At 60.7% G+C, this 25,690-nt stretch carries 27 protein-coding genes and 1 riboswitch; of the genes, 14 read left to right on the top strand and 13 right to left on the bottom strand.

Annotated elements, in window-relative coordinates:
* Positions 1 to 7 precede the first annotated feature (7 nt).
* Together ACMDB8_RS06255 and ACMDB8_RS06250 are read right to left on the bottom strand one after the other, a co-directional pair.
* Positions 8 to 1,078 (bottom strand): AI-2E family transporter, encoded by a 1,071-nt coding sequence (locus tag ACMDB8_RS06255; protein WP_056720660.1) that lies wholly within the window; start codon positions 1,076 to 1,078, stop codon positions 8 to 10.
* A 31-nt stretch (positions 1,079 to 1,109) separates the two neighbouring features.
* Positions 1,110 to 1,349 (bottom strand): sulfurtransferase TusA family protein, encoded by a 240-nt coding sequence (locus ACMDB8_RS06250; protein ID WP_007996208.1) that lies wholly within the window; start codon positions 1,347 to 1,349, stop codon positions 1,110 to 1,112.
* Between the two features lie 98 nt (positions 1,350 to 1,447).
* Between ACMDB8_RS06250 and ACMDB8_RS06245 the strand changes: the two genes are divergently transcribed.
* Positions 1,448 to 2,881: a M48 family metalloprotease gene (locus ACMDB8_RS06245; protein WP_056720662.1), complete on the top strand. Its 1,434-nt coding sequence runs from the start codon at positions 1,448 to 1,450 to the stop codon at positions 2,879 to 2,881.
* Positions 2,882 to 2,953: 72 nt separating this feature from the next.
* Here ACMDB8_RS06245 and ACMDB8_RS06240 read toward each other — a convergent pair whose 3' ends face one another.
* The 4 genes from ACMDB8_RS06240 to rpoE form a co-directional block, all read right to left on the bottom strand.
* A complete protein-coding gene (locus ACMDB8_RS06240; protein WP_409079384.1) occupies positions 2,954 to 4,372 on the bottom strand; it encodes a DegQ family serine endoprotease in 1,419 nt (472 codons plus the stop codon).
* Between the two features lie 184 nt (positions 4,373 to 4,556).
* Entirely contained in the window at positions 4,557 to 5,516 is a 960-nt protein-coding gene (locus ACMDB8_RS06235) for a MucB/RseB C-terminal domain-containing protein (RefSeq protein WP_056720666.1), read from the bottom strand.
* Between the two features lie 8 nt (positions 5,517 to 5,524).
* Complete coding sequence (locus ACMDB8_RS06230) at positions 5,525 to 6,112, bottom strand: sigma-E factor negative regulatory protein (RefSeq protein WP_056720668.1); 588 nt, start codon at positions 6,110 to 6,112, stop codon at positions 5,525 to 5,527.
* Positions 6,113 to 6,143: 31 nt separating this feature from the next.
* Complete coding sequence (rpoE, locus tag ACMDB8_RS06225) at positions 6,144 to 6,725, bottom strand: RNA polymerase sigma factor RpoE (protein WP_003172477.1); 582 nt, start codon at positions 6,723 to 6,725, stop codon at positions 6,144 to 6,146.
* Positions 6,726 to 7,277: 552 nt separating this feature from the next.
* On the opposite strand from rpoE, the gene nadB reads away from it, so the two are divergent.
* Entirely contained in the window at positions 7,278 to 8,894 is a 1,617-nt protein-coding gene (nadB, locus tag ACMDB8_RS06220; protein WP_056720670.1) for an L-aspartate oxidase, read from the top strand.
* Here nadB and ACMDB8_RS06215 read toward each other — a convergent pair.
* Both ACMDB8_RS06215 and ACMDB8_RS06210 read right to left on the bottom strand, forming a co-directional pair.
* The gene (locus ACMDB8_RS06215; RefSeq protein ID WP_056720671.1) at positions 8,863 to 9,315 is read right to left on the bottom strand and encodes a protein YgfX; all 453 of its coding nucleotides are present in this window, start codon (positions 9,313 to 9,315) and stop codon (positions 8,863 to 8,865) included. The two genes, nadB and ACMDB8_RS06215, sit on opposite strands and share 32 nt — an antisense overlap.
* Positions 9,299 to 9,553, bottom strand: coding sequence for a succinate dehydrogenase assembly factor 2 (locus ACMDB8_RS06210; RefSeq protein ID WP_007898624.1), 255 nt, complete (start codon positions 9,551 to 9,553; stop codon positions 9,299 to 9,301). Before ACMDB8_RS06210 ends, ACMDB8_RS06215 begins: the two co-directional genes overlap by 17 nt.
* Positions 9,554 to 9,702: 149 nt before the next feature.
* Here ACMDB8_RS06210 and ACMDB8_RS06205 point away from each other — a divergent pair, with 149 nt between their 5' ends.
* Positions 9,703 to 10,644 carry a YgfZ/GcvT domain-containing protein gene (locus ACMDB8_RS06205; RefSeq protein WP_409079373.1) on the top strand — a complete coding sequence of 314 codons (942 nt, stop codon included), beginning with the start codon at positions 9,703 to 9,705 and terminating at the stop codon, positions 10,642 to 10,644.
* A 34-nt stretch (positions 10,645 to 10,678) separates the two neighbouring features.
* The gene (locus tag ACMDB8_RS06200) at positions 10,679 to 11,500 is read left to right on the top strand and encodes an HDOD domain-containing protein (protein ID WP_056720675.1); all 822 of its coding nucleotides are present in this window, start codon (positions 10,679 to 10,681) and stop codon (positions 11,498 to 11,500) included.
* 41 nt (positions 11,501 to 11,541) lie between these two features.
* On the opposite strand, the gene ACMDB8_RS06195 is transcribed toward ACMDB8_RS06200, so the two are convergent.
* Both ACMDB8_RS06195 and ACMDB8_RS06190 read right to left on the bottom strand, forming a co-directional pair.
* Positions 11,542 to 12,930, bottom strand: a complete 1,389-nt coding sequence (locus ACMDB8_RS06195) for a sensor histidine kinase (protein WP_056720677.1) — start codon at positions 12,928 to 12,930, stop codon at positions 11,542 to 11,544.
* Positions 12,923 to 13,594, bottom strand: a complete 672-nt coding sequence (locus tag ACMDB8_RS06190) for a response regulator (RefSeq protein ID WP_056720678.1) — start codon at positions 13,592 to 13,594, stop codon at positions 12,923 to 12,925. Before ACMDB8_RS06190 ends, ACMDB8_RS06195 begins: the two co-directional genes overlap by 8 nt.
* 442 nt (positions 13,595 to 14,036) lie before the next feature.
* On the opposite strand from ACMDB8_RS06190, the gene ACMDB8_RS06185 reads away from it, so the two are divergent.
* Genes ACMDB8_RS06185 through ACMDB8_RS06170 form a run of 4 tightly spaced genes read left to right on the top strand, consistent with a single transcriptional unit; the run spans position 14,037 to position 18,082 of the window.
* Entirely contained in the window at positions 14,037 to 15,014 is a 978-nt protein-coding gene (locus ACMDB8_RS06185; protein ID WP_056720680.1) for a Bug family tripartite tricarboxylate transporter substrate binding protein, read from the top strand.
* Between the two features lie 60 nt (positions 15,015 to 15,074).
* On the top strand, positions 15,075 to 15,533 hold the full coding sequence (locus ACMDB8_RS06180; RefSeq protein WP_007979809.1) for a tripartite tricarboxylate transporter TctB family protein: 459 nt from the start codon (positions 15,075 to 15,077) through the stop codon (positions 15,531 to 15,533).
* 1 nt (position 15,534) lies between these two features.
* Entirely contained in the window at positions 15,535 to 17,049 is a 1,515-nt protein-coding gene (locus ACMDB8_RS06175) for a tripartite tricarboxylate transporter permease (RefSeq protein ID WP_056720684.1), read from the top strand.
* Positions 17,042 to 18,082 carry an AbrB family transcriptional regulator gene (locus tag ACMDB8_RS06170; protein WP_056720686.1) on the top strand — a complete coding sequence of 347 codons (1,041 nt, stop codon included), beginning with the start codon at positions 17,042 to 17,044 and terminating at the stop codon, positions 18,080 to 18,082. Before ACMDB8_RS06175 ends, ACMDB8_RS06170 begins: the two co-directional genes overlap by 8 nt.
* 157 nt (positions 18,083 to 18,239) lie before the next feature.
* Here ACMDB8_RS06170 and ung read toward each other — a convergent pair whose 3' ends face one another.
* Positions 18,240 to 18,932, bottom strand: a complete 693-nt coding sequence (gene ung / locus ACMDB8_RS06165; RefSeq protein ID WP_007979816.1) for a uracil-DNA glycosylase — start codon at positions 18,930 to 18,932, stop codon at positions 18,240 to 18,242.
* 132 nt (positions 18,933 to 19,064) lie between these two features.
* Between ung and ACMDB8_RS06160 the strand changes: the two genes are divergently transcribed.
* Positions 19,065 to 20,177 (top strand): enoyl-CoA hydratase/isomerase family protein, encoded by a 1,113-nt coding sequence (locus tag ACMDB8_RS06160; protein ID WP_056720689.1) that lies wholly within the window; start codon positions 19,065 to 19,067, stop codon positions 20,175 to 20,177.
* 66 nt (positions 20,178 to 20,243) lie between these two features.
* On the opposite strand, the gene ACMDB8_RS06155 is transcribed toward ACMDB8_RS06160, so the two are convergent.
* Positions 20,244 to 20,699, bottom strand: coding sequence for a hypothetical protein (locus ACMDB8_RS06155; protein WP_082562875.1), 456 nt, complete (start codon positions 20,697 to 20,699; stop codon positions 20,244 to 20,246).
* 167 nt (positions 20,700 to 20,866) lie between these two features.
* A complete protein-coding gene (locus ACMDB8_RS06150; protein ID WP_082562876.1) occupies positions 20,867 to 21,115 on the bottom strand; it encodes a hypothetical protein in 249 nt (82 codons plus the stop codon).
* Between the two features lie 282 nt (positions 21,116 to 21,397).
* Positions 21,398 to 21,498: riboswitch (guanidine-I (ykkC/yxkD leader) on the top strand.
* A gap of 60 nt (positions 21,499 to 21,558) precedes the next feature.
* Here ACMDB8_RS06150 and ACMDB8_RS06145 point away from each other — a divergent pair.
* From ACMDB8_RS06145 to ACMDB8_RS06125, 5 genes are read left to right on the top strand one after another with little or no spacing between them, the layout of a single operon-like run.
* The gene (locus tag ACMDB8_RS06145; RefSeq protein ID WP_223541829.1) at positions 21,559 to 22,626 is read left to right on the top strand and encodes a putative urea ABC transporter substrate-binding protein; all 1,068 of its coding nucleotides are present in this window, start codon (positions 21,559 to 21,561) and stop codon (positions 22,624 to 22,626) included.
* A gap of 15 nt (positions 22,627 to 22,641) precedes the next feature.
* Positions 22,642 to 23,457, top strand: a complete 816-nt coding sequence (locus tag ACMDB8_RS06140) for an ABC transporter permease (protein ID WP_056720695.1) — start codon at positions 22,642 to 22,644, stop codon at positions 23,455 to 23,457.
* Entirely contained in the window at positions 23,454 to 24,242 is a 789-nt protein-coding gene (locus ACMDB8_RS06135) for an ABC transporter ATP-binding protein (RefSeq protein WP_056720696.1), read from the top strand. The genes ACMDB8_RS06140 and ACMDB8_RS06135 overlap by 4 nt, the downstream gene beginning before the upstream one ends.
* Before the next feature lie 13 nt (positions 24,243 to 24,255).
* The gene (locus ACMDB8_RS06130) at positions 24,256 to 24,981 is read left to right on the top strand and encodes an urea amidolyase associated protein UAAP1 (protein WP_056720698.1); all 726 of its coding nucleotides are present in this window, start codon (positions 24,256 to 24,258) and stop codon (positions 24,979 to 24,981) included.
* An 11-nt stretch (positions 24,982 to 24,992) separates the two neighbouring features.
* A complete protein-coding gene (locus tag ACMDB8_RS06125; protein WP_223462980.1) occupies positions 24,993 to 25,634 on the top strand; it encodes an urea amidolyase associated protein UAAP2 in 642 nt (213 codons plus the stop codon).
* Positions 25,635 to 25,690 lie beyond the last annotated feature (56 nt).

Here is a 25,690-nt window from a genome sequence, read left to right as displayed (position 1 = left end):
CTACAATCTAAAGCAGCGGTGCCACCACCGGCTCCTTGCGCGGCCACGCATCCAGCACAGCCTTGAACAGCGTCGCCAGGGGAATCGCAAAGAATACCCCCCAGAAGCCCCACAACCCGCCAAACAACAGCACTGCGCAGATGATCGCCACCGGGTGCAGGTTGACCGCCTCCGAGAACAGCAATGGCACCAACACGTTACCATCCAGCGTCTGAATGATCCCGTAGACCGCCATCAGGTATATGAACTGATCGCTCCAGCCCCACTGGAACAGCGCAATCAAAAACACGGGTACGGTCACCACCACGGCGCCGACATAAGGCACCACCACCGAAATCCCCACCAGCAGAGCCAGCAGCGCTGCGTAGTTGAGTTCAAGAACAACAAAGGCGATGTAGGTCACGCCACCGCAAATGAAGATTTCGATGACCTTGCCGCGAATGTAATTGGCGATCTGCCGGTTCATTTCATGAGCGACCCGGGTGATCAACGCCCGCTCACGGGGCAGGTAACCGCGCACCCACTGGCCAATCATGGCCCGATCCTTGAGGAAGAAAAACACCAGGATCGGCACCAGCACCAGGTAGATCATGATGTTCACCAGCAACGGCAGGCTCGACAGCGAGAACGTCAGTGCCCACTGGCCAAACTTGCCGATTTCACCCCGCGCCACTTCGATGGCCCGCAACACCTGCTCGTCGGATACCAGGTGCGGATAGCGCTCGGGCAGCAACAGCAACAGCGACTGCCATTTGGCAAGCATGCCGGGCAATTCGTTGAACAAGGTGATCAGTTGGTGCCATAGCAATGGCACGACCACCACGATGAATACCAGCAACAGCCCCATGAACAATGCAAAGACCAGCCCCACCGCTGCCCAGCCCGGCACGCGCAAGCGCTCGAGGGTCACCACCAGCCCCTGCATCAGGTACGCCAGCACCATGCCCGCGAGCACCGGCGCCAGCATACCGCCCAGGGTCAGCACGACGGTGAATGCCAGAAATAGCAGGACAGCCAGCACCACCGCTTCTTCATCGGAAAAATAGCGCTGAATCCAGTCGCGTAACACTTTGAACATCAATAATCCTTAGGAGCAAACGCAGCCGAGTTCAGGCCTTTTTCAACCAGTAGCGGTAAACACCCGCATCATCTTCTTCACGAAGCAGGGTATGACCGGCCAATCGGGCAAAGGTGCGAAAGTCGCGCTGCGAACCCGCATCGGTGGCGATGACCTTGAGTACCGCACCACTGGCCAGCCGGTTGAGCTCCATCTTGGCCTTTAGCAACGGCAATGGGCAATTGAGGCCACTGGCATCCAGTTCAACGTCATGCTCTACAGCGTCGGTCATTGCATCACTCCGGGTCAGATGGTTGAGATGCCTAGAATATCTGGTCGCAACGCCGGTGTCCGGCTACAGTAAGGTCTTTGTCGACTAAGGCTTTGTGCATGACATTTTTGCGCCCTACCCTGCTGACGCTCGCTTGCCTGCTCGCCTCACCGGGCTTCGCCGACGACCTGCCGTCACTCGGCGACGCCAGTTCTGCCATTGTCTCACCGCAACAGGAGTACCAGCTCGGCCGCGCCTGGCTGGCCATGTTGCGCAGTCAGGTTTCACAGCTCAACGATCCGCAACTCAAGAATTACGTGGAATCCAGCGTCTACCGACTGTTGGAGACCAGCCAGGTCACTGACCGGCGCCTGGAGTTCATCCTGATCAACAGCCCGCAGCTCAACGCCTTTGCGGCACCCGGCGGGATCGTCGGGGTGAACGGTGGTTTGTTCCTCTACGCCCAGACCGAAGGCGAATACGCTTCGGTACTGGCGCACGAATTGGCTCACTTGTCGCAGCGCCACTTTGCCCGGGGCGTCGAAGCGCAGCAACGCATGCAAGTACCCATGATGGCTGCATTGCTGGCGGGTATCGTGGTGGCAGCCGCAGGTGGCGGTGACGCCGGGATTGCAGCCATTGCAGGCACACAGGCCGCCGCCATCCAGGAACAGCGGCGATTCTCCCGCCAGAACGAGCAGGAAGCCGACCGTATCGGCCTCCTCAATCTGGAAAAGGCCGGTTACGACCCCCGCTCGATGCCCAGCATGTTCGAACGCCTGGGGCGTCAGTACCGCTACGATGCCAAGCCACCGGAATTTCTGCTGACTCACCCGGTCACCGAGTCGCGTATCGCCGACACCCGCAACCGCGCCGAACAGTTTCCAGCGGGCGGCATCGAAGACAGCATGCGCTATCAACTGATTCGCGCGCGCGTCCAGTTGATCTATGAAGAAACCCCGGGGCTCGGCGCCAAGCGCTTCCGTGCCCAGCTCGACGAAAACCCGAAAAACGACGTGGCGCGCTACGGCCTGGCAATTGCCCAGATCAAGGGCGGTCAACTGAACGAAGCACGGGAAAACCTCAAGCTGTTGCTGGCCAAGTCACCCAACGAAATCATCTACAACCTGGCTCAGGTCGATCTGGATATCACCAATAATCGCCTGGCGGATGCCCAGTCCCGGGTTGACCGATTGATGGGCCAATACGCTGGCAACTACCCGCTGAACCAGATTCGCGTCGACCTGCTGCTCAAGCAAAACCGTACTGCGGATGCGGAGAAAGCCCTCGAAGGCCTGCTCAAATCCCGTCCGGATGACCCGGACGTGTGGTATCAGGTTGCCGAGACGCGCGGCCTGTCGGGCAACATCATCGGCCTGCATCAGGCTCGCGCCGAATACTTTGCGCTGGTCGGCGACTACAAACAGGCCATTCAGCAACTGGACTTCGCCAAACGCCGGGCAGGCAGCAACTTCCCGCTGTCTTCGCGGATCGACGCGCGGCAACGTGAGCTGATGGAACAGGAGCGCATGATCAAGGACATGATGGGCTGACGCCCCGGCGACAAAAACTCCGAAAAAAAACCGCCTCTTTCGAGGCGGTTTTTTATTCAACCAACAACCGGGTTATTCAGCCAGCTTGAAGGTGATGAAGCTCGCACGACCCTGACGCAGTACCCGCATCGACACCGAACGGTTCTTTGGCAGCGCCTTGGCGATGTCCGCGAACTCCTTGGTGGAACCGATGGCCTGGTTGTTCAGGTGGGTGATCACATCACCGGGCTGCAAGCCGATCAGGGCGGCAGGGCCGTCTTGCACCTCCTTGATCAGCACCCCCCCCTTGAGGTCGTAGGTTTTCTTCTGCTCGTCAGTCAACTCGACCACGGAAACACCCAGGCGATTGCTGCTGCGCTCGATGCCGGATTTTGGCAGCGCGTCCAGTTCCTTGCCTTCTTCCGGAATCGCGCCGACCGTCAACTCGACATTCTTGCGCTTGCCGTCACGAATCACTTCCAGATCGGCCTTGGTACCAGATTTCAATGCGCCAACGAGGTGCGGCAGGTCGGCCGACATAACGATTGGTTGACCGTTCATGCTCAGGATCACGTCGCCCACTTGCAGGCCGCCCTTGGCAGCCGGGCCATCATCCTGGATCTGGGCAACCAGCGCACCGGCCGGTTTCTCCAGGCCGAACGACTCGGCCAGGTCCTTGCTCACTTCCTGAATCACGACACCCAGCCAGCCACGGCTGACCTTGCCACCGGATTTCAGCTGATTGGAAACATCCATGGCCACGTCGATCGGGATCGCAAACGACACGCCCATGAAGCCACCGGAGCGGGTATAGATCTGCGAGTTGATCCCGACCACCTCACCGTTGAGGTTGAACAGCGGGCCACCGGAGTTACCCGGGTTGATCGGCACGTCAGTCTGGATGAATGGCACATAGTTTTCGTTCGGCAGGCTGCGACCTACGGCACTGACGATGCCTTGGGTCACGGTGTGGTCAAAGCCGAACGGCGAGCCGATCGCGACAACCCATTGGCCAGCCTTCAGGTCCTGGGATTTACCGAGCTTGAGCACGGGCAGATCCTTGCCTTCGATTTTCAGCAGCGCCACGTCGGAACGTGGATCGGTACCGATCAGCTTGGCTTTCATTTCGCTGCGATCGGCCAGGCGAACGAGGATTTCGTCAGCATCGGCGATCACATGGTTGTTGGTCAGGATATAGCCATCGGAAGAGATGATGAAACCCGAGCCCAGGGAAGTTGCCTCGCGCTGACGGTCACGAGGTGAGCGCGATTGTGGCGGCACGCCCCGTTCGAAGAATTCGCGCAGCATCGGCGGCAAGCCTTCGAGATCGGGCATTTGCTGGCTGACTTTGCGATCCGGCAGCTTTTGCGTGGTACTGATGTTCACGACTGCAGGCGAGGCCTGTTCGACCAGTTGCGTAAAGTCAGGCAATTCGACCGCTTGGGCGGTGACCGCCTGACCGAGCACCAGCACGGTGGCAATAATGGAAAGGCAGGATTTCAAGCGTGGTATCGACATACGGCTCCCGTTACGACGAGCATGGTTAAGCGATATGGAGCAAGGAACACCGGGAACGATACGCCGGTATTTTTGTTCCGGGAACAACAAACAAGGCCAGAGCCGAGGGGCTCTGACCTATAAGAAATTTACGGGATTTTTGCAAATTGAAATGCTCACGAAACATTTCGAATTCAGCTCACTGCTTGGTTGCAGCGGCGTCGGTGCGCATCGAAAGCGCTATCCGTTCAGCAGTACCGACCGGTATCTCGCCGACGACGGTCACCATCATGTCGCCCTGTGCCGTGGCCAGGCGCCGGGAAACCGCAACGGTCGGCCCCAACTGAGTACGGGTGTCGGTGACTGTTGCGCCATTCAACGGCTCGAGGAACACCGAAAAGCGCGTCAGGCCATCGTCATACATCAGGCTGTTGACCTGGGTCTTGGTCTGCGGATCCTTGCGAGCGGTGCTGCTGGTCAGCTCAAAGCCGGGCGGCAGCCAGTCGGAACGCCAGACCTGGGCAGACTTGACGGCAGAAGCCTTGTCACTTTCAAGATTGACCGGCTTGCAATCATTACTGGCCTGCAGGTCTTTTTCGGAAGGAGCGTCAGCGGTATCCAGTTGTGTGAACTGGAAGCGCTCCAACAACCGCCCCTTGTCGTCCAGCAGCAAGGACTTCAGAGGCAGGCCGGTCTCTTTATCCAGATGCAGTTCAAAACCGTAGCGGTGCTGATCGCGGGGTGTCAGCGATACAATCACCGCCGCACGCCCGGCCACACGCGACTTGCCGATGACGGCGAGGTCATACCAATTCTTGAGCTTTTGGGGATCGAGTGCACGGGCAGCGGAGTTCGGTGAGTCACCAAGCCCTGCTATCAGCGTGCCGCTGACGCATTGGGTTTGCCCATCAATGCGAACGACTTCCTGAGCGGAACCGTCGAGCTGGATCAAGCGCTCGCGGACCTTTCCATCCTGGACGAGGTGCCAGATGTTATGGGTAGAAAAACTACCGTTACGCTCGTAGACGAAAGTACCCTGAAAGCTTTGCTGTTGCTCTGCCTGGCCCAGGCGGGTCAACCAGTCCCGGGCTTCATCGGCTTGGGCTGGAACGATGAACCAGCCGCTGAGCAGAAGCGAAAGTAGAGGTATGGCGCGCATGATCCTCCTTAACGGTTTTCCAGGCTTGCGGCACGAGCGTACGGCAGAGCGCTCTCAGTGCCTTTCAGTGCAGCCTGTTGTGCGTGTTGGCGCAAGTACCCTGGCAGACGCTGATCGTGCCAGCCTGGCTGACCTTGCAATACGCCGCTGGCCATTGGGCCGGTAGCATCCGAACTCTCATTGTAGCCTGCCAGAACGGCTGGGCCTTTTACTTGAGGAACGGCCAGTCCGGGCTGGGTGGATTGCTGGGCCAATTCGACGCCGGCGATCTCATCCTGGTTGTACAGACGCACACCGGCGAGCACCGCCAGGGTCACGGAAGCAGCAACCGCCAGACGACCCAGGCTGCGCCATGGACCACGGGAGGCTTTTGCCGGTACGGCTTCGTCAGCCAGGGCAGCAGAAACAGCCGCGGCGATGTCCAGGCGTGGAAGCAGCAGATCCTTGTGCATCACTGCCCGAGCGATCTGATAACGAGCCCAGGTATCACGGGTTTCAACATCGTCACAGGCATTCAATACCCGACGCAATTCCAATTCGTCCGCTTCGTTATCCATCACTGCGGACAGCGATTCCTGCAGGGCTTCACGACTCATGGCGTTCCTCTCTTGGCTGTCGCCGCTGTCTTTAGTTTTCCTGCAACAACGGCTGCAGGGCTTTGTCGATGGCCTCCCGGGCGCGGAAGATCCGGGAGCGCACGGTGCCTACCGGACATTGCATGACGCTCGCAATGTCCTCGTAACTCAGACCATCAAACTCACGTAAAGTTAAAGCCGTACGCAAATCTTCCGGCAGTTGCTGAATGGTTCGATGGACGGTGCCCTCGATCTCATCCCGCAGCAAGGCCCGCTCTGGCGACTCGAGATCCTTGAGGCCATGATCGCCATCGTAGAACTCTGCATCCTCGGAACTGACATCGCTATCCGGCGGCCGACGGCCGCGTGAAACCAGATAGTTTTTCGCCGTGTTGATGGCGATGCGGTAAAGCCACGTATAAAACGCGCTGTCTCCGCGAAAATTTCCAAGTGCACGGTATGCCTTGATAAAGGCTTCTTGTGCCACATCCTGGGCTTCATGGGTGTCGTGCACGAAACGCACGATCAACCCGAGAATTTTGTGCTGGTATTTCAGCACTAGCAGATCGAAAGCACGCTTGTCGCCGCGCTGAACGCGTTCGACCAGTTGCTGATCCTCTTCCTGGGTTAGCATGAACACTCCTCGATGAGCTCGGAGGAGGATTGCAGAAGTAAACCACCAGACTTGCAAACATAGACTCGGTCTTTTCGCAAAAGTTCTCCCCCTCCAGGCAAGTTTCCTGCGGGCTCTGATTTGGCACGCACGAAAAGCGCAGCACGAGTTGACCCGGCTGCGCGGATAATCTTGTCATCGGACTCTTCAGCGAGGATCGAACTGCAATCCCGCACTGAAGCCGACACTGTCCCTTGTTTCAGGCAACCGTCTATTGATCTTGGCCCTTTGGCAAAAGTTCCAAATATTTATAGCCGTGCCAACCCGACATTGTGCAACCGTGAAGGGAAAAAGACTGTTAAATCGGCGATACAGTCATTCTCGCGCCCAACGGGCAGAAAAACATCCGACGAAGCGACCGATATTTTGCGTCACGGTAGTTTCACAATGCCATGTCAGCTCGGGTATTGTGCCGCTCCCCCCCTCTATATACTAGTGGGCTGTGCGGCTGCATCGACTCGACAGTCCAGTTGCGCCACCCCCGACCCGGGTCGCTTTGAGCGGAATCCTGAAATGAGCCAACAGTTTCAACACGATGTTCTGGTAATTGGCAGCGGTGCTGCCGGCTTGAGCCTTGCGCTCACCTTGCCCGGTCATTTGCGCATCGCCGTTCTGAGCAAGGGCAACCTCGCCAATGGCTCGACTTTCTGGGCCCAGGGCGGCGTTGCGGCCGTGCTGGATGACACCGACACCGTTGAATCCCATGTCGATGACACTCTCAATGCCGGTGGCGGCCTGTGCCATGAGGACGCAGTGCGTTTTACCGTCGAGCACAGCCGGGAGGCGATTCAATGGCTGATCGACCAGGGCGTGCCCTTTACCCGCGATGAACAGTCGAGTACCGAAGATGGCGGGTTCGAGTTCCACCTCACCCGCGAGGGCGGTCACAGCCATCGGCGCATCATCCATGCCGCCGATGCCACCGGTGCGGCCATTTTCACCACCCTGCTCGACCAGGCAAGGAAACGACCGAACATCGAACTGTTGGAGCAACGGGTTGCGGTTGACCTGATCACCGAGAAACGCCTGGGACTCGAAGGTGATCGCTGCCTCGGCGCCTATGTGCTCAATCGCGGCACTGGCGAAGTCGACACCTACGGCGCCCGTTTTGTGATCCTCGCCTCCGGTGGCGCGGCCAAGGTTTACCTCTACACCAGCAACCCTGACGGCGCCTGCGGTGACGGCATCGCCATGGCCTGGCGTTCGGGCTGCCGGGTGGCGAACCTGGAATTCAACCAGTTCCATCCTACTTGCCTGTATCACCCGCAAGCCAAGAGCTTCCTGATCACCGAAGCCCTGCGAGGCGAAGGTGCGCACCTTAAGCTGCCCAATGGCGAGCGCTTCATGCCGCGCTTCGACCCACGGGCCGAGTTGGCACCACGGGACATCGTCGCCCGGGCCATCGACCATGAAATGAAGCGCCTGGGTGTCGATTGCGTCTACCTGGACATCAGCCACAAACCCGAAGCCTTCATCAAGACGCACTTCCCGACGGTGTACGAACGCTGCCTGGAATTTTCCATCGACATCACCAAACAGCCGATTCCGGTGGTTCCGGCGGCGCACTACACCTGTGGCGGCGTAATGGTCGATCAACAGGGCCGTACCGATGTGCCGGGGCTATATGCCATCGGCGAAACCAGTTTCACCGGCCTGCACGGCGCCAACCGCATGGCCAGCAACTCGCTGCTGGAATGTTTCGTCTATGCCCGCTCGGCGGCCGCGGACATTCTCGAGCAGCTGCCCCGGGTGCCGATGCCGGCCCCCCTTCCCGCCTGGGATGCGAGCCAGGTCACCGATTCCGATGAAGACGTGATCATTGCGCACAACTGGGATGAACTGCGGCGATTCATGTGGGACTACGTTGGCATCGTGCGCACCAACAAGCGCCTGCAACGGGCACAACACCGCGTGCAACTGTTGCTGGATGAAATTGACGAGTTCTACAGCAACTACAAGGTCAGCCGAGACTTGATCGAACTGCGCAACCTGGCCCAAGTGGCAGAGCTGATGATTCTGTCAGCCATGGAGCGCAAGGAAAGCCGTGGCCTGCATTACACCCTCGACTACCCGGACATGCTGCCGGTCGCACTGGACACTATTCTGGTGCCGCCCACCTACGTCGGCTGAATTTGAGCCGGACCCGCAGGCGTCGGTGCACATCCGCCGCCTGCGCATCCCGGGGCACACAAATGGCCCGGACCCGGCGCTCGCCACGCAGTCGAAAACGCAGTACCACCACCATTGGCAGCGCCAGGCTGTCCGGCCTCAGTTGCACGGGCTGCCACCCCCTGGCCCGACTCCACAGCTGCCAGCCATCGGCATCGCGCCGCAAGCCGCAAAAGGCCTGCGGGTGGGTCAGCAGGATTTGCCGGGGCAACAGCCAGACTCCGTGAGCCACGCACAGCACGACGCCGAGCGCGCTGGCCCAGACCGGAATTGACAGTAAAAACAAGGAACCCAACGCGAACAGCTGGGCCAGAAGATATGCCGCCAGCAACTGCCGTGAGGCATGCCAGCGGCATTCGAACCCGTTACTTGGGCTGGACACGATCCAGGATCATGCGAACCATGCGTTGCAGCTCGGGATCTTCCGATTCGGCGCGTTCCATGAACCAGCCGAACATGTCCTGATCTTCGCATTCGAGCAGCCTGACGTAGCAGGCGCGATCCACTTCGTTGAGGTGCGGATAAACCTCTTTCACAAACGGCACCAGCAACACGTCAAGCTCAAGCATGCCGCGGCGGCTGTGCCAGTAGAGGCGATTCAGTTCAACATCTTCGACCATGGAGCGCTCCTCAAATAGGCCGCAAGTATACAGGCCCGCGCCCTATCGAACAGTCGGCTTTGGTCGGCCACCGACGAGCCTTTGTTAACTACCCATTTCGAAGACGGGCCCTTATGATGTCCACCAGACTTTTTATCCTGCGATGACCCATGGCCGATTCAGCTTTTTTCTGCACCCTTTCTCATGAAGGTGTTCTCGCGGTCCGCGGCGCGGACGCCAGCAAATTCCTGCAAGGCCAACTGACCTGCAACCTCAACTACCTGAGCGATTCCCGGGCCAGCCTCGGTGCCCGCTGCACGCAAAAAGGCCGGATGCAATCGAGTTTCCGCATCCTGCTCGAGGATGACGGCGTGGTCCTGGCCATGGCCACCGAATTGCTCGAACCGCAACTGGCGGACCTGAAAAAATACGCGGTGTTTTCCAAGTCGAAATTGACCGACGAAAGTGCCGCCTGGGTCCGCTTCGGCGTTGACCATGGCGACGCCGCACTGGTCAGCCTCGGCCTGGACCTGCCGGCAGAAACCGACAGCGTCGTGCGCAGCGATGGGCTGATCGCTATCCGCGTCTCGCCTGACCGTGCCGAGCTGTGGGTCGCCGCCGGTCAAGCCGGCGCGATCAAAGGCAAGCTTTCGGCGCTGCTGAGCGAAGGCGACCTGAATCAATGGCTGCTGGGCCAGGTCCGCGCAGGGATCGGGCAGGTCATGCCCGGCACCCGCGAGTTGTTCATCCCGCAGATGCTCAACCTGCAAGCGGTTGGTGGCGTGAGTTTCAAGAAAGGTTGCTACACCGGGCAGGAAATCGTCGCGCGGATGCAGTACCTGGGCAAACTCAAGCGCCGCCTGTACCGCCTGCAACTGGCTGCCGACGAACTGCCTGAGCCTGGTACACCGCTGTTTTCCCCGACTCACGGCAGCTCCATCGGCGAAGTGGTGCTGGCGGCCCGCGCCGGGCAGAACATTGAACTCCTGGCTGTGTTGCAAGCCGAAGCAGCAGAAAGTGGAGACATCCACCTGGGCGAGCTCGAAGGGCCGTCCTTGCAGCTGCTCGACCTGCCTTATGAACTGGACCGCGACCGCGAAATCCAGCAATAACGGCAGTATTTGACGCAACAGCTAGAGAGACTAAATGAGCGAGCTGGCGGAAAAGGTCCAACAGGATTTGGTTGAGGCCATCAATAACGATGACCTGGTTCTGCCAACGTTACCGGAAGTGGCCCTGCAGATTCGCAAGGCCGCGGAAAACCCGGAAGTCAGCGTCAGCACCCTGAGCAAAGTGATCGGCCGTGATACCGCGCTGTCGGCACGCCTGATCAAAGTGGTCAACAGCCCACTGTTGCGCGCAGCCCAGGAAGTGACCGACCTGCATACCGCGATCACCCGCCTGGGCATCAACTACAGCTGTAACCTGGCGATCGGCCTGGTCATGGAGCAGATATTCCATGCCCGCTCCGACGTGGTGGAACAGAAGATGCGCGATGTCTGGCGCAAAAGCCTGGAAATCGCCGGCGTCAGCTACGCCTTGTGCCGCCGCTACACCCGACTCAAGCCCGATCAAGCGGCCCTTGGTGGGCTGGTGCACCAGATCGGCGTACTGCCGATCCTGACCTACGCCGAAGATCACTATGAGCTGCTGTCCGACCCGGTCAGCCTCAACCATGTGATCGACCAGATTCATCCGCTGATCGGCGAAAAACTGCTCAAGGTCTGGGAATTTCCAGACATGTTGGTGCAAGTGCCGCGGCTATACCTGGACTTCAAGCGCCAGTCTGCGCAGGTCGACTATGTGGATCTGGTGCAGGTGGCCAGCCTGTATTGTCTACAGGACAGCGATCACCCGCACACCCGTGCCGATGCGCTGAATGTACCGGCCTGCAAGGCACTCGGGATCGACTTTGACGACAAGGCGATGCGTGCCGATCTGGAAGAAACGCGCACGATGTTTTACTGATCAAAGACCGCGTTGCCCCCTTCGTCGGAACAGACGCTGCATCAATCCCCCGCAACAAAACTCACCCGCACCTTCAACCCCGCGGGCTCACCATCGTGCAGACTGATCTGCGCCAGATGCGCGCGGCAGATCTCACCGACAATTGCCAGACCCAATCCGGAACCGGCCACTTGCTGATTGCGTCGGTAAAAGCGCTCGAATACCCGATCGCGTTCTTCAAGCGGTATGCCCGGGCCATCATCTTCGACTTCCAGCACGGCGGGCGCCGAGACCCGCAGAATCACGTTGCCACCTGGCGGCGTGTGGGCCAGTGCGTTATCCACCAGATTGCTCAGCAGCTCGTTCAATAACGTCGGCTCGCCCCGCAGCCAGACCGGTTCATCCGCCTCCAGCGCCAGCGCGATACCACGTTTGTGGGCCAACGGCGCCATGGCCATGCCCAGTTCCCGGGCCAATTGACTCAGATCGAGTAACTGCGCGCCGCCCTCGGCAATCGCCCGGGCGCCATTTTCGACCCGTGCCAGGGAAAGCAACTGATTGGCCAGATGGGTCAAGCGATCGGTGCCTTGGGCGGCGGTTTCCAGCGTGCTGCGCCAGGTATCGGGTTCGGCCGAGCGCATGCCCAGCTCCAGGCGCGCCTTGAGTGCCGCCAGCGGCGTGCGCAACTCGTGAGCGGCATCGGCAATGAATTGCGCCTGCTTCTCGAACTGGCCGCGCAAGCGCTCGGTAAAGTGATTGAGTGCGCGCACCAGCGGCCACAATTCGCGCTGCACTTCCACCAGAGGCAAGGGGCGCAGATCGTCCGGCTGGCGCTCTTCCACCGCCGTGCGCAAACGCTCCAGCGGGCGCAACGCGGCACTCACCGCAAACCACACAAGCATCAACGCACCGATGGCCAGCATGCCCAGGCGCAGCAAGGTGTCGGCCGCCAGGCTGCGGGCCATGCTCACCCGCGCCTCATCGGTTTCCGCTACGCGAATTTCCGCCATGCCGTTCATGTTCGGCTCGCTCACGGGTTTGAGCAGGCTCACCACACGCACGTTCTGCCCACGGTACTGCGCGTTGTAGAAACGTGCCAGCGCCGGATAGTCATCGGTGCGCGGCGTTCCCGGCGGTGGCGCCGGCAGGTTTTCGTAACCGGAAATCAGCTTCTGATTGATGTCGTTGACCAGGTAGAAAATTCGCCCGGCACTGTCGTAGGCAAACGTATCGAGGGCCACGTAGGGCACGTCGGCACTCAGGGTGCCGTCGCGTTGGGAGACGCCGGCAGCGATGGTTCGCGCCGAGGCCAGCAGCGTCCGGTCATAGGCCGTGTCGGCGGCTTCGCGGCCGTTCCAGTAAGCGCTCAAACCACTGGCCAGCATCAACACCACCAGCAGCAGCGCCAGGTTCCACAGCAACCGCCAGCGCAGGCTGCTGGGCTTATGCATCGCGGCTTTCCAGCAAGTAACCGAGGCCGCGGAAAGTCACGATGGCGACCGGCTGGCCGTCGAGTTTCTTGCGCAGGCGGTGCACGTAGATTTCGATGGCATCGGGACTGGCCTCTTCATCGAGACCGAATACTTGAGAAGCCAGTTGCTCCTTGCTCATCACCCGACCGGGGCGCGCAATCAGGGCTTCGAGCACGGCCTGTTCGCGGGAAGTCAGGGTCAGCAATTCTTCGCCAAGGCTGAAACGCCGGGTTTCCAGGTCGTAGGCCAGCACACCGCAACGCTGAATGCGCTCACCGCCCAGCACGCTGCGGCGCAACAAGGCTTTGACCCGGGCTTCGAGTTCGGTCAATTCGAACGGCTTGGCCAGGTAGTCGTCGGCGCCGAGGTTGAGGCCGTGGACCCTATCCTTGACGTCGCTGCGGGCGGTCAGCATCAACACCGGCAGGTTCTTGCCCCGCGCCCGCAAACGCGCCAGCACTTCGAAACCATCCATGCGCGGCAAGCCGACGTCGAGGATCGCCATGGCGTATTCCTCGCTGCCCAGCGCCAGGTCGGCTGCCACGCCATCGTGCAGGACATCCACGGTCAGCCCGGTGCTCTTGAGCGCCTGGGCGACACTTTCGGCGAGCTGCAAATGGTCTTCGACGAGCAGGACACGCATGGATCTTTACCTCGTTCAGGGATGGCCGACGCCATTCTTTGGCGCGGAGTTTACAGCCGCAATTGCCGCTGTGAAGCCCAAAAAACCGTGAAAGCCCGATGAAAGGTTAGCGAAAGGTTGGGGCGTTAGAGTCGCCCCACGGATGGTTTCGACTGCCAACCATCGAATCGTAGTTTGAAAGCGTGCTTTGACATGTAACTACCGAAAAACGCCTCGAAGCGTTTTCGCCAATAAGAACAATAACCGAGGTACTGCATCATGCTGTCCATACAGCTTCAGGCTTACCCGTCCCACCCCTTCTCTCGCTCCCCGATGTTTATGCTTGCCAGCGCCGAAGCCGGCTGCTCGTCGTTCAGTCCGTACGGATTCGAACGCGCCAGCGCCGTGCGAAATCGTCGCACCTGAATCATCCCGAAAAACAAAAACTCCAGTGGAGACAAAAATGAATCGTTCAATGCGCCGTTTCGCCCTCGCCGCCAGCTGTGTGCTGTTCGCCGGCCAACTCATGGCCGAGCCAAAACGCCCGGAATGCATCGCCCCGGCCTCGCCCGGCGGTGGTTTCGACCTGACCTGCAAACTGGCGCAAAGCGCGCTGGTCAACGAAAAACTGCTGAGCAAACCGATGCGCGTGACCTACATGCCCGGCGGTGTCGGCGCGGTGGCGTACAACGCGGTGGTCGCCCAGCGTCCGGCCGATGCCGGCACCCTGGTGGCCTGGTCCAGCGGTTCGCTGTTGAACCTGGCCCAGGGCAAGTTCGGTCGTTTCGATGAAACCAACGTGCGCTGGCTCGCTGCCGTCGGCACCAGCTACGGTGCCATCGCAGTGAAAAGCGATTCGCCCTACAAGACCCTCGACGACCTCGTACAGGCACTGAAGAAAGATCCGAGCAAAGTGGTGATCGGTTCCGGCGGCACCGTCGGCAGCCAGGACTGGATGCAAACCGCGCTGATCGCCAAGGCCGCCGGGATCAACCCCCGTGACCTGCGTTACGTCGCCCTCGAAGGTGGCGGCGAAATCGCCACCGCCCTGCTCGGCGGTCACATTCAGGTCGGCAGCACCGACATTTCCGACTCCATGCCACACATCCAGAGCGGCGACATGCGCCTGTTGGCAGTGTTCGCCGACAAGCGTCTGGACGAGCCGGAAATGAAGGACATTCCGACCGCCCGCGAGCAAGGCTACGACATCGTCTGGCCAGTGGTCCGTGGCTTCTACCTCGGACCAAAAGTCAGCGACGAAGACTATGCCTGGTGGAAATCGGCCTTCGACAAGCTGCTGGCTTCCGAAGACTTCGCCAAGTTGCGCGATCAGCGCGAGCTCTTCCCGTTTGCCATGACCGGCCCGGAACTGGACACCTACGTGAAGAAGCAGGTTGCGGACTACAAAGTGCTGGCCAAAGAGTTCGGCCTGATCCAGTGATCGTCTCTGTCTAGCGGCTGCGGCTCCCCTTTCACGGAGTCGCGGCACAGGAGTTCTCCCATGCTCTTACAACGCATTTTTGCTTCGGTGCTGTTGCTGGCCTGTCTCGGCCTGGCATTGATGGCGTGGCCGTATCAAGCGGCTTTTTCCTACGAACCGGTGGGGCCTCGGGCCTTTCCGCTGTTGATGCTTGGCCTGATGGGCTCGGCGCTGTTGTACATGGTGTTCCGTCCGGCGCCGATCAAGCACAGTGCTGACGAGCCGCCGCTGGATCGCGAAACCCTGACCAAAATCGGCATCTGCGTGGTGCTGTTGCTGGTGTTCGCCGGCACATTCGAACCCCTGGGTTTCATCGTCGCCAGCATCCTGATCGGCGTGCCCATGGCCCGTCTGTATGGCGGTCGCTGGGTGCCAAGCATCGTGATCATCAGCCTGATGGCCGTCGGCCTCTACCTGCTGTTCGACAAGTTGATGGACGTTCCACTGCCGCTGGGCGTGCTCGACGTTCTGGAGAACTGATATGGATACTCTTGGCTATTTGGGTCAGGGTTTCGGCGTCGCGCTGAGCCCGTACAACCTGGTGACCGCGCTGTGCGGCACACTGATCGGCACCGTGGTCGGCCTGTTGCCGGGCCTGGGGCCGATCAACGGCGTGGCACTGTTGATCCCGATCGCATTCGCCCTCGGCCTGCCACCGGAGTCGGCACTGATCCTGCTGGCGGCGGTATATCTGGGATGCGAATACGGCGGCCGGATCAGCTCGATCCTGCTGAACATCCCGGGCGAAGCGTCCACCGTGATGACCACCCTCGACGGTTACCCGATGGCCCGTAAAGGCCTGGCCGGTGTAGCGCTGTCGTTGTCGGCATGGAGCTCGTTCATCGGTGCCTTTATCGCGACCTGCGGCATGGTGCTGTTCGCCCCGCTGCTGGCGAAATGGGCGATTGCCTTCGGCCCCGCGGAATACTTCGTACTGATGGTGTTCGCGATTGTCTGCCTCGGCGGCATGGCCGGCGACCGTCCGCTGAAGACGTTCATCGCGGCACTGATCGGCCTGTTCCTGTCGACCGTCGGCATCGACGCCAACAGCGGTGTGTACCGTTTCACCGGGGACAACATCCACCTGACCGACGGCATCCAGTTCGTCGTGCTGGTGCTGGGCCTGTTCTCTATCAGCGAAATTCTTCTGCTGCTGGAAAAAACCCACCACGGCCAGGAAGCGGTGAAAGCCACCGGGCGCATGATGTTCAACTTCAAGGAAGCGGCGTCGGTGTTCGTGGTGAACATCCGTTGCGGCGTACTGGGTTTCATCATGGGCGTGTTGCCGGGTGCCGGTGCGACCCTGGCCAGTGCCGTCGCCTACATGACCGAGAAACGCATGGCGGGTGCCAAGGGTACTTTCGGGCAAGGTGACATGCGCGGCCTCGCGGCGCCGGAAACCGCCATCGGTGGCGCGGCCTGCGGTGCGCTGGTGCCGATGCTGACCCTCGGCGTTCCAGGTTCCGGCACCACGGCGGTGATGATCGGCGCCCTGTCGCTGTACAACATCACTCCGGGCCCGCTGCTGTTCCAACAGCAGCCGGACATCGTCTGGGGCCTGATCGCTTCGTTGTTCATCGCCAACGTGATGCTGGTGATCCTCAACATCCCGATGATCCGCATCTTCACCCGCATCCTCGCCGTGCCGAACTGGGCACTGGTGCCGGTGATCGCGATCATTACCGGGATTGGCGTCTACGCGGTACACGCGACAACGTTCGATCTGTTCCTGATGATCGGCATCGGCATCTTCGGTTATATCCTGCGCAAGCTGGACTTCCCGCTGTCACCGGTATTGCTGGGCTTCATCCTCGGCGGCCTGATGGAACAGAACCTGCGCCGCGCCCTGTCGATTTCCAACGGTGCGCTGGAAATCCTCTGGTCGAGCCCGATCACCTTCGGTTGCTGGGTGCTGACGGCGATCATGCTGCTGATGCCGCTCATCCGCATCTGGCGCAAACGTTCGGCCGCGCAACGCGTTATTGCCGATGTCTGATCGGTCCCCCCTCAAACTCTGGTGGGGAACCCCGCTGGTCGGCCTGCTGGGCGGTTTCCTCGCCAGCCAGGTCGGCTGGCCTTTGCCGTGGATGGTCGGCTCGTTGCTGGCGATCATCCTCGTGCGCTGCCTGACACCCTGGCAATTGGCCGAAATCCCTGGCGGCCGCAAGTGCGGCCAGTGGATCGTCGGCATCGGTATCGGCCTGCATTTCACTCCAGTGGTGATGGAGCAGGTACTCAGTCATTTCGGCCTGATCTTCTTCGGTGCGTTGGTCACCAGCCTGTCGGCGGTCGTCGGCGTGTGGCTGATGCGCCGCACCGGTGAAGATCGCGCCACGGCGTTCTTTTCCAGCATGCCCGGCGGTTCCGGGGAGATGGTCAACCTCGGCGCCCGCAATGGCGCGGTGCTCAGCCGCGTGGCGGCGGGGCAGAGTCTGCGGGTGTTGGTGGTGGTGCTGTGCGTGCCGGCGGCTTTCAAGTACTTACTGGGCGATGGTGCCCCGGTTTTACATGCCACCGTTGTGGACTGGCGCTGGCTGGCCTTGCTGTTCCCGGCAGGCGCATTGGCCGCCTGGATCTGGGAACGCCTGCGTCAACCCAACCCCTGGCTGTTCGGGCCCTTGCTGGTCAGCGCGGCAGTCAGCATCGGCTGGGATCTGCACATCGGTTTGCCCAATGGTGGCAGCCAGATTGGCCAATGGCTGATCGGTAGCGGTCTGGGCTGTCACTTCAACCGGCAGTTTTTCCGGCGTGCGCCATCGTTCATGGGGCGCACTTTGGTCGGCACGGTGTTGACCATGCTGATCGCCACGGCAGCGGCGTTGGGCTTGAGTGCGCTGACCCATCTGGATCTGCGTTCGCTGACCTTGGGCATGATGCCCGGCGGTATTGCCGAGATGAGCCTGACGGCGGAAACCCTGCAACTGTCGGTGCCGCTGGTGACGGCGATGCAGGTGATGCGGCTGTTGTTTGTGTTGTTTCTGGCGGAGCCGTTGTTCAAGTATTGGAACCGGAATCCGGATTCAGCCTGATAGACCTGTGGCGAGGGAGCTTGCTCCCGCTCGGCTGCGCAGCAGTCGTAAAGCCTGTATGCACGGTGTGTCAGAAGAAATCAGGTTGCAGAAATTGGGGCTGCTTCGCAGCCCAGCGGGAGCAAGCTCCCTCGCCACAAAAATCAGCACACTCCCATCAAACCGGCGGCAACCGCCACTCGATCGGCGACTCGCCATTCTGCTCCAGAAACTTGTTGGTCCGGCTGAAGTGCCCGCAACCGAGGAAGCCGCGATAAGCCGACAGCGGTGACGGGTGCACCGAGGTCAGCACCAGATGCTTGGTGGCATCGATCAGTTTCTGTTTGCTCTGGGCATGGGCGCCCCACAGCATGAACACCAGGTGCGGTTGCTGTTGGCTGACCACTTCAATGACTCGATCAGTGAAAAACTGCCAGCCCTTGTCCTTGTGCGCATTGGCGTTGGCGCGCTCGACGGTCATGGTGGTGTTGAGCATCAGCACGCCCTGATCGGCCCAGCTCTGCAGGTAACCATGGTTGGGGATGTCGATGTTCAGGTCGCGCTTGAGTTCTTTGTAAATGTTCACCAGCGACGGCGGTGCCGGTACGCCCGGCTGCACCGAGAAGCACAGGCCATGGGCCTGGCCCGGGCCGTGATAAGGGTCCTGACCGAGGATCACCACTTTGACCTTGTCCAGTGGCGTTGAATTCAGCGCATTGAAAATCATTGGTCCCGGTGGATAGATCTCCTTGCCGGCCGCCCGCTCCTGTTGCAGGAAGTTTCGCAACTCTGCCATGTAGGGCTGGTCGAATTCGGCACGCAGTGCCTCCTTCCAGCCCGGTTCGAGTTTGATACGGTCATCAGCAGTCATGGTTACATCCGGCAAAAACAATGGGGCGAACCCTAGGAAAGCGCATCACGCTTGTCAATTGATCTGATGCAGATCCGGCACTTTCCCACACAGCGATCATACTTAACCCTCAAATTCCCGATCGAGGTCACGATGAATCTGCACTTCGAAGAACTCACCGGCACCGACGGCGCACGCATCGGCATCGCCAGCCTGGATGCCGAAAAATCCCTGAACGCCCTGTCCCTGCCAATGATCAACGCCCTGCGCGACCGCCTGGAAGCCTGGGCCAAGGACCCGCAGATTGTCTGCGTGCTGTTGCGCGGCAATGGCGCCAAGGCCTTTTGCGCCGGCGGCGAAGTGCGCAGCCTGGTGGAAGCCTGTCGCGTCCATCCGGGCGAAGTACCGCCACTGGCTGCGCAGTTCTTTGCGGCGGAATATCGCCTGGACTTCAAACTTCATACCTACCCGAAACCACTGATCTGCTGGGGCCATGGCTATGTACTCGGCGGCGGCATGGGACTGTTGCAAGGGGCAGGCACCCGCATCGTTACACCGAGCAGCCGCCTGGCCATGCCGGAGATCAGCATCGGCCTGTACCCGGATGTTGGCGCCAGCTGGTTTCTGTCGCGCCTGCCCGGCAAGCTCGGGTTGTTCCTGGGCCTGACCGGAGCGCACATGAACGGCCGCGATGCCATCGACCTGGACCTGGCCGATCGTTTCTTGCTCGATGAGCAGCAGCCGCAATTGATCGAAGGCCTGTTGCAATTGAACTGGCAGGAACAGACACCCATGCAGCTCAACAGCCTGCTCAAGGCCTTGCAGCAGGAAGCCGTGGCACAGATGCCCGAAGCCCAGTGGCTACCGCGCCGACAGCAGATCGACGAACTGCTGGATGTCAGCGACGTGCGTTGCGCCTGGAAGGCCATCAGCGCCTTGCGTGACCATACCGACCTGTTGCTGAGCCGCGCAGCCAAGACCCTGAGCGAAGGCGCGCCGCTGACCGCTCATCTGGTGTGGGAGCAGATCATCCGTGCCCGCCACCTGTCGCTGGCCGAAGTCTTCCAGATGGAATACACCCTGAGCCTCAACTGCTGCCGGCATCCGGAGTTCAGCGAAGGTGTACGAGCCCGGTTGATCGACAAGGACCAGAAGCCGCACTGGCACTGGCCGGACATCAACAACGTGCCGGACGCGGTAGTAGAAGCGCACTTTCACAAGGCGTGGGAAGGTCGACATCCGCTGGCGGATTTGTCGGAATACTGAAGACAGGGCATAAAAATGTGGGAGCGAGCCTGCTCGCTCCCACAGGTTTTGTATTCAGTTTAATGATTAGCGGTGGTTACCCCGCCCATTGCGATAGCCGCGACCGTCGTGACCGCGATAGTCGTTGTTCCCGCTCCCGCGGCTACGGCCGTCCCAGCCATGGTTCTGATGCATGCGGTAGTCACCCCGAGACGGCTGATTGTAACGAGGGGCCGACTGGTAATGGCGCGAGGGTTGATACATCCGCGGCTGCGAGTAATAGCGCGACGGTTGATAGATCCGCGGCTGTGAGTAATAGCGCGGTGTCGGCTGGTAGTAGCGCGCTGGAGGCGCGTAGTACCGGGGCGGCGGTGTGTAATAACCGCCACCATTGGAGTAGTAGGAACTCCCCCCGGCGTAATAGGTTGGCGATGGAGAGGTATAGACCTCGGAACTGTAGTAACTGCCTCCTTCATCGTAATAAGGCACGCACCCACCAAGGGACAATCCAAACACAGCTAGCAGAAGAATTCGACAGAGCATGGCGGCCTCCTGGACCGCGGGTAAGCCACACCAGCGACGCTGGCAGGCGACAGTCAAATGTTCGCTGACTGTCGAAACATCAGACACCGAATTCGGAATCTGGTGCGTCCGCGAAACAAGTAGAAACATCTGGCCGATGAAAGGTTTTTCATCCATTCGCGCCCTGATCAACGATGGCCACCGCGATGTCCACCGCCATGATGCCCACCGCCGTGGCCACGGTAGTAACCATGCCCACCGTAGTAATAGGTGCGATAGCCACCGTAATAACGTGGACCGTAGTAACCGTAGTAATAGGGCGAGTAGTAGCCGGGGTAGTAATAAGGTCCCCCGTAGGGGTCGGCAGGACCGGCGTAGTAGTAGCAGCCAGACAATCCAAGACCAAGCACTGCACCTAACAATAATCGTCGCAACATGGCGGCCTCCGTAAAGACCTGTAACAGCAGTCGAAACACATCGACTGACACCTGTTTTGACTGGCAATCCCCTGCCAAGTGCGACGTTGCACCCTCCTTCTGATCAGCGGCGGACAGGTTCCAATGCGGTGCACCAACGCACCATCACAAGGCAGTGCGCCTTTCCAACCAACACCGTCGACCTTCCTGCCCCCCACGCTAGAGCGCTCGGGCCAACTTGGCACGCCTCTCGCTTTAGTAAAGCCGTGCAGGAGTCACTACAGGTTCGCGGCACCACAATTTGCAATGGCTGACTAGGGTTCCGGCTCGCAATCGCGAGTGACTGGTCCGAGAGTTGGCGACCTCCAGTTGAGGTTACACGGCGGGACAAAAGCCCGGGAGACAAGCCACCGTTAGCGGTGCCGCTGCCTTCCTGTCCGTCCTTGATCAACTGGAGAACCACCATGTCCCAGCTTCGTTTACCCGCCCTGCTCGCCGCGGCGTTCACCGCCTTCGTGAGCTTCTCGTCCCAGGCTGCACAGAAAGACCACTTCAGCGTGTGCTGGACGATCTACGCAGGCTGGATGCCTTGGGAATACGCCGGCAGCCAGGGCATCGTCGACAAATGGGCAAAGAAGTACGGCATCAAGATCGATGTGGTGCAGCTCAACGACTACGTCGAATCCATCAACCAGTACACCGCCGGGCAGTTCGACGGTTGCACCATGACCAACATGGACGCGCTGACCATTCCGGCCGCCGGCGGCGTCGACAGCACCGCGCTGATCGTCAGCGATTTCTCCAACGGCAACGACGGCATCGTGCTCAAGGGCGAAGGCAGGAAAGTCGCCGACCTCAAGGGTATGGACGTCAACCTGGTGGAGCTCTCTGTCTCCCACTACCTGCTGGCCCGGGCCCTGGATTCGGTGGACCTCACCGAAAAAGACCTGAAAGTGGTCAATACCTCCGACGCCGATATCTCGGCCGCCTTCAACACCGATCAGGTCAACGCCGTCACCACCTGGAACCCGATGCTCTCGGACATCAAGGCCAAGCCTGCGGTGACCGAAGTGTTCAACTCCAGCCAGATCCCCGGCGAGATCATGGACATGATGGTGGTCAACTCCCAGACCCTCAAAGACAACCCGGCCCTCGGCAAGGCACTGACCGGCGCCTGGTTCGAAGTGGTCGAGTTGATGAACGCGAAAAACGCCGCCAGCAAAGCGGCCCTGGAGCACATGGCCAAAGCCTCGGGCACTGACCTGGCGGGTTTCCAGGCGCAACTGGACACCACCAGATTGTTCGCCACCCCGAAAGAAGCCCTGGCGTTCAGTACCAGCAAGCAACTGCCGGAAACCATGCGCAAGGTCGCCGAATTTTCCTTCCAGCATGGCTTGCTGGGTGAAGGCGCCAAGGACACCAGCGCGGTCGGCATGGCCTTCGCCAACGGCGTGACCAGCGGCGACAAGGGCAACCTCAAGCTGCGCTTCGACCCGAGTTACGTACAGATGGCCGCCGACGCCAAGCTGTAATCAGGAGAACTGGTTATGCGCCTGATCAACCGTCACCCGGACCGCCCGAGTCGCCTGCTGCTGGTGATCCTGCCGTTCGCCCTGGTGCTGTTCGCCTACTTCACGGGCTCGGCCGAGCGACTGGCGGAAAACCCCAACGACAAGCTGCTGCCCAGCGCCGTGCAGATGACCGATGCGGTGAAACGCCTGGCCTTCGTGGCCGACAGCCGCACCGGCGAATACCTGCTCTGGCAGGACACGGCGTCCAGCTTGCAGCGTCTGGCCATCGGCCTGGGCATCAGCGCCCTGGCCGGGCTGTGCCTGGGCATCGCCGCCGGCACCCTGCCGTTGTTCGGTGCGCCGTTGTCTCCCTTGCTGACCGTGCTGTCGATGGTGCCACCGCTGGCAATCCTGCCGATCCTGTTCATCGTCTTCGGCCTGGGTGAGTTGTCGAAAGTGATGCTGATCGTGATCGGCATTACTCCGGCGCTGGCCCGTGACCTGGAACAGCGCGCCCGGGAAATTCCCGTGGAGTTGCTGATCAAGGCCCAGACCCTCGGCGCCTCTACCTGGACCCTGATGCTGCGAGTGGTGTTGCCGCAACTGCTGCCACGCCTGTTGATCTCGCTGCGACTGATGCTCGGCTCGGCGTGGCTGTTCCTGATTGCCGCCGAAGCCATTGCCTCCACTGACGGCCTCGGCTACCGGATTTTCCTGGTGCGCCGCTACCTGGCGATGGACGTGATTTTGCCCTACGTGGTGTGGATCACCCTGCTCGCCTGGTTGATGGATTGGGGGCTCAAGCAGCTGACCCGTCGCGCGTTCCCTTGGTATGAAGGAGCGGCAAAATGAGCTTCATCACGGTGAAAAACGTCTGGCAGCAATACGCCGATCAAGTGGTGCTCGAAGGCCTCAACCTGAACGTCAACGAAGGTGAGTTCTGCACCCTCGTGGGTGCCTCCGGTTGCGGCAAATCGACCTTCCTGCGCCTGTTGCTCGGCCAGGAACGCGCCAGTCGCGGCGAGATCCTGCTCGACGGCCAGCCCTTGGCCGCAGAGCCGGACGCCAGCCGTGGCGTGGTATTCCAGCGCTACTCGGTGTTTCCCCATCTGAGCGTGCTGGACAACGTCGCCCTCGGCCTCGAACTGCCGCGCTCGCCGTTGCTTGGTCGCCTGTTCGGCAGCGCGAAAAAACAGGCCCGTGAACAGGCTTCGGTGCTGCTGCACAAAGTCGGCCTGGGCCACTCGCTGGACAAGTACCCGGCGCAGCTCTCCGGCGGCATGCAACAACGACTGGCCATTGCCCAGGCGCTGATCATGAAGCCGCGGGTGTTGCTGCTCGACGAACCGTTCGGCGCCCTCGACCCGGGCATCCGCAAAGACATGCACGCCTTGCTCCTGGAGCTGTGGCGCGAGACCCGACTGACGGTGTTCATGGTCACCCATGACCTGTCCGAAGGCTTCAGCCTCGGCACCCGCCTGCTGGTGTTCGACAAGGTCCGCCTCGACCCCCATGCACCCGGCCGCTATGGCGCGCGCATCACCTATGACATCCCTTTGAACAGCGACCGCCGCGCCACCCGTGCCGCCGTCGACGCCCTGCCGGCGCCTTTGGCGGGCACGCTTCGTATCGCTTAGAGGAATTCTGAAAATGACAGATTCGACCCGACTGTTCCCCCCCTTCGCCGAGGAAATGCTCCCCGGCGGCGGCCATCGCTCCTTTGTGCTCAAACGCGGCCAATTGCTGCGCCTGACCGACCTGCGTGGCGGCGCCAACGTCAGCCTGACGTTGCTCAACGCCAATGAAAAAACCGAACGGCTGAACCTGCCCGACAGCCTCAAATGCCAACACACCGCCAAGCTCACCGCCGGCCACTGCCTGTACTCGGACATGGGCCGCGTGCTGGCCGCCATCACCGCCGACACCTGCGGCTGGAGCGACAGCCTCGGCGGCCTGCTCTGCGCAGAAGAAGTGGCGCAAAAGTACGGCGCGGGCCGCTATCAGGAACTGCGCAACGGCTTCTTCCGCAACGGTACCGACAACCTGTTGGTGGAACTGGGCAAGTGGGGGCTGGGCCTGTCCGACCTGCTGATGACCCTCAACCTGTTCAGCCGCGTGAACGTCGATGACGCCGGGCGCTTCCATTTCGTCGAGGGCAATTCCAAGGCTGGCGACTACATCGAGCTGTACGCGCCGATGGACACCCTGGTGGTGCTAACAGCCCTGCAGCACCCGATGGACCCGGCGCCGGAATATGCACCGAAACCGCTGAAGCTCAGCTGGATGAACGCCGACGCCAGCGTCGCCGAACACTGCCGCACCTCGCGCCCCGAAAACGAGCGCGGCTTCATCAACACCGACCGTTTGTTTGCCTGAGGATCGCTGCCATGTCACTCGCTATCGCTACCGTTCACAAGCAACCAGACACCGCGATCTACCGCGCCACCATCCCCGCCGGCGAGCCCTGGCTGATGGAGGTCAAGGCGGGCCAGACTTTGCGCATTCTCGACCTTGAGGGCAATCAGGCCGTCGACACCTTGTTCTACAGCGTCGCCAATCCCAGGGAGCGCTACGACGTGCAGCGCACCCTGCGTCGGCAGAACAGCGTGTACCTGAGCACTGGCAGCGTGCTCTATTCCAACCTCGGCAAGCCGATGCTGACCATCGTCGCCGACACCTGCGGGCGTCACGACACCCTGGGCGGCGCCTGCGCGCAAGAGAGCAACACCGTGCGCTACGCCCTGGAAAAACGCTACATGCACAGCTGCCGCGACAACTACCTGCGCGCCTGTGCTCATGATGGCCGCCTGGGCAAGGGCGACATCGGGCCGAACATCAACTTCTTCATGAACGTACCGGTCACCGCAGACGGCGGCCTGACCTTCGAGGACGGCATCTCGGCACCGGGCAAGTACGTCGACCTGCGGGCAGAAATGGACGTGATCGTGCTGATCTCCAACTGCCCGCAACTGAACAACCCCTGCAACGCCTACAACCCCACCCCTGCGGAGCTGCTGGTATGGAACTGAAACTCCCGAGACTGCGCCGTTGGTTGTTTGCCCTGTGCCAGGCCCGTTCCGGTCAG

The sequence above is a fragment of the Pseudomonas monachiensis genome (assembly GCF_047345015.1).
GTDB lineage: Bacteria > Pseudomonadota > Gammaproteobacteria > Pseudomonadales > Pseudomonadaceae > Aquipseudomonas > Aquipseudomonas monachiensis.
The sequence above is the reverse complement of the archived record's forward strand: the minus strand, read 5'-3'. Positions and strand labels throughout refer to the sequence as shown.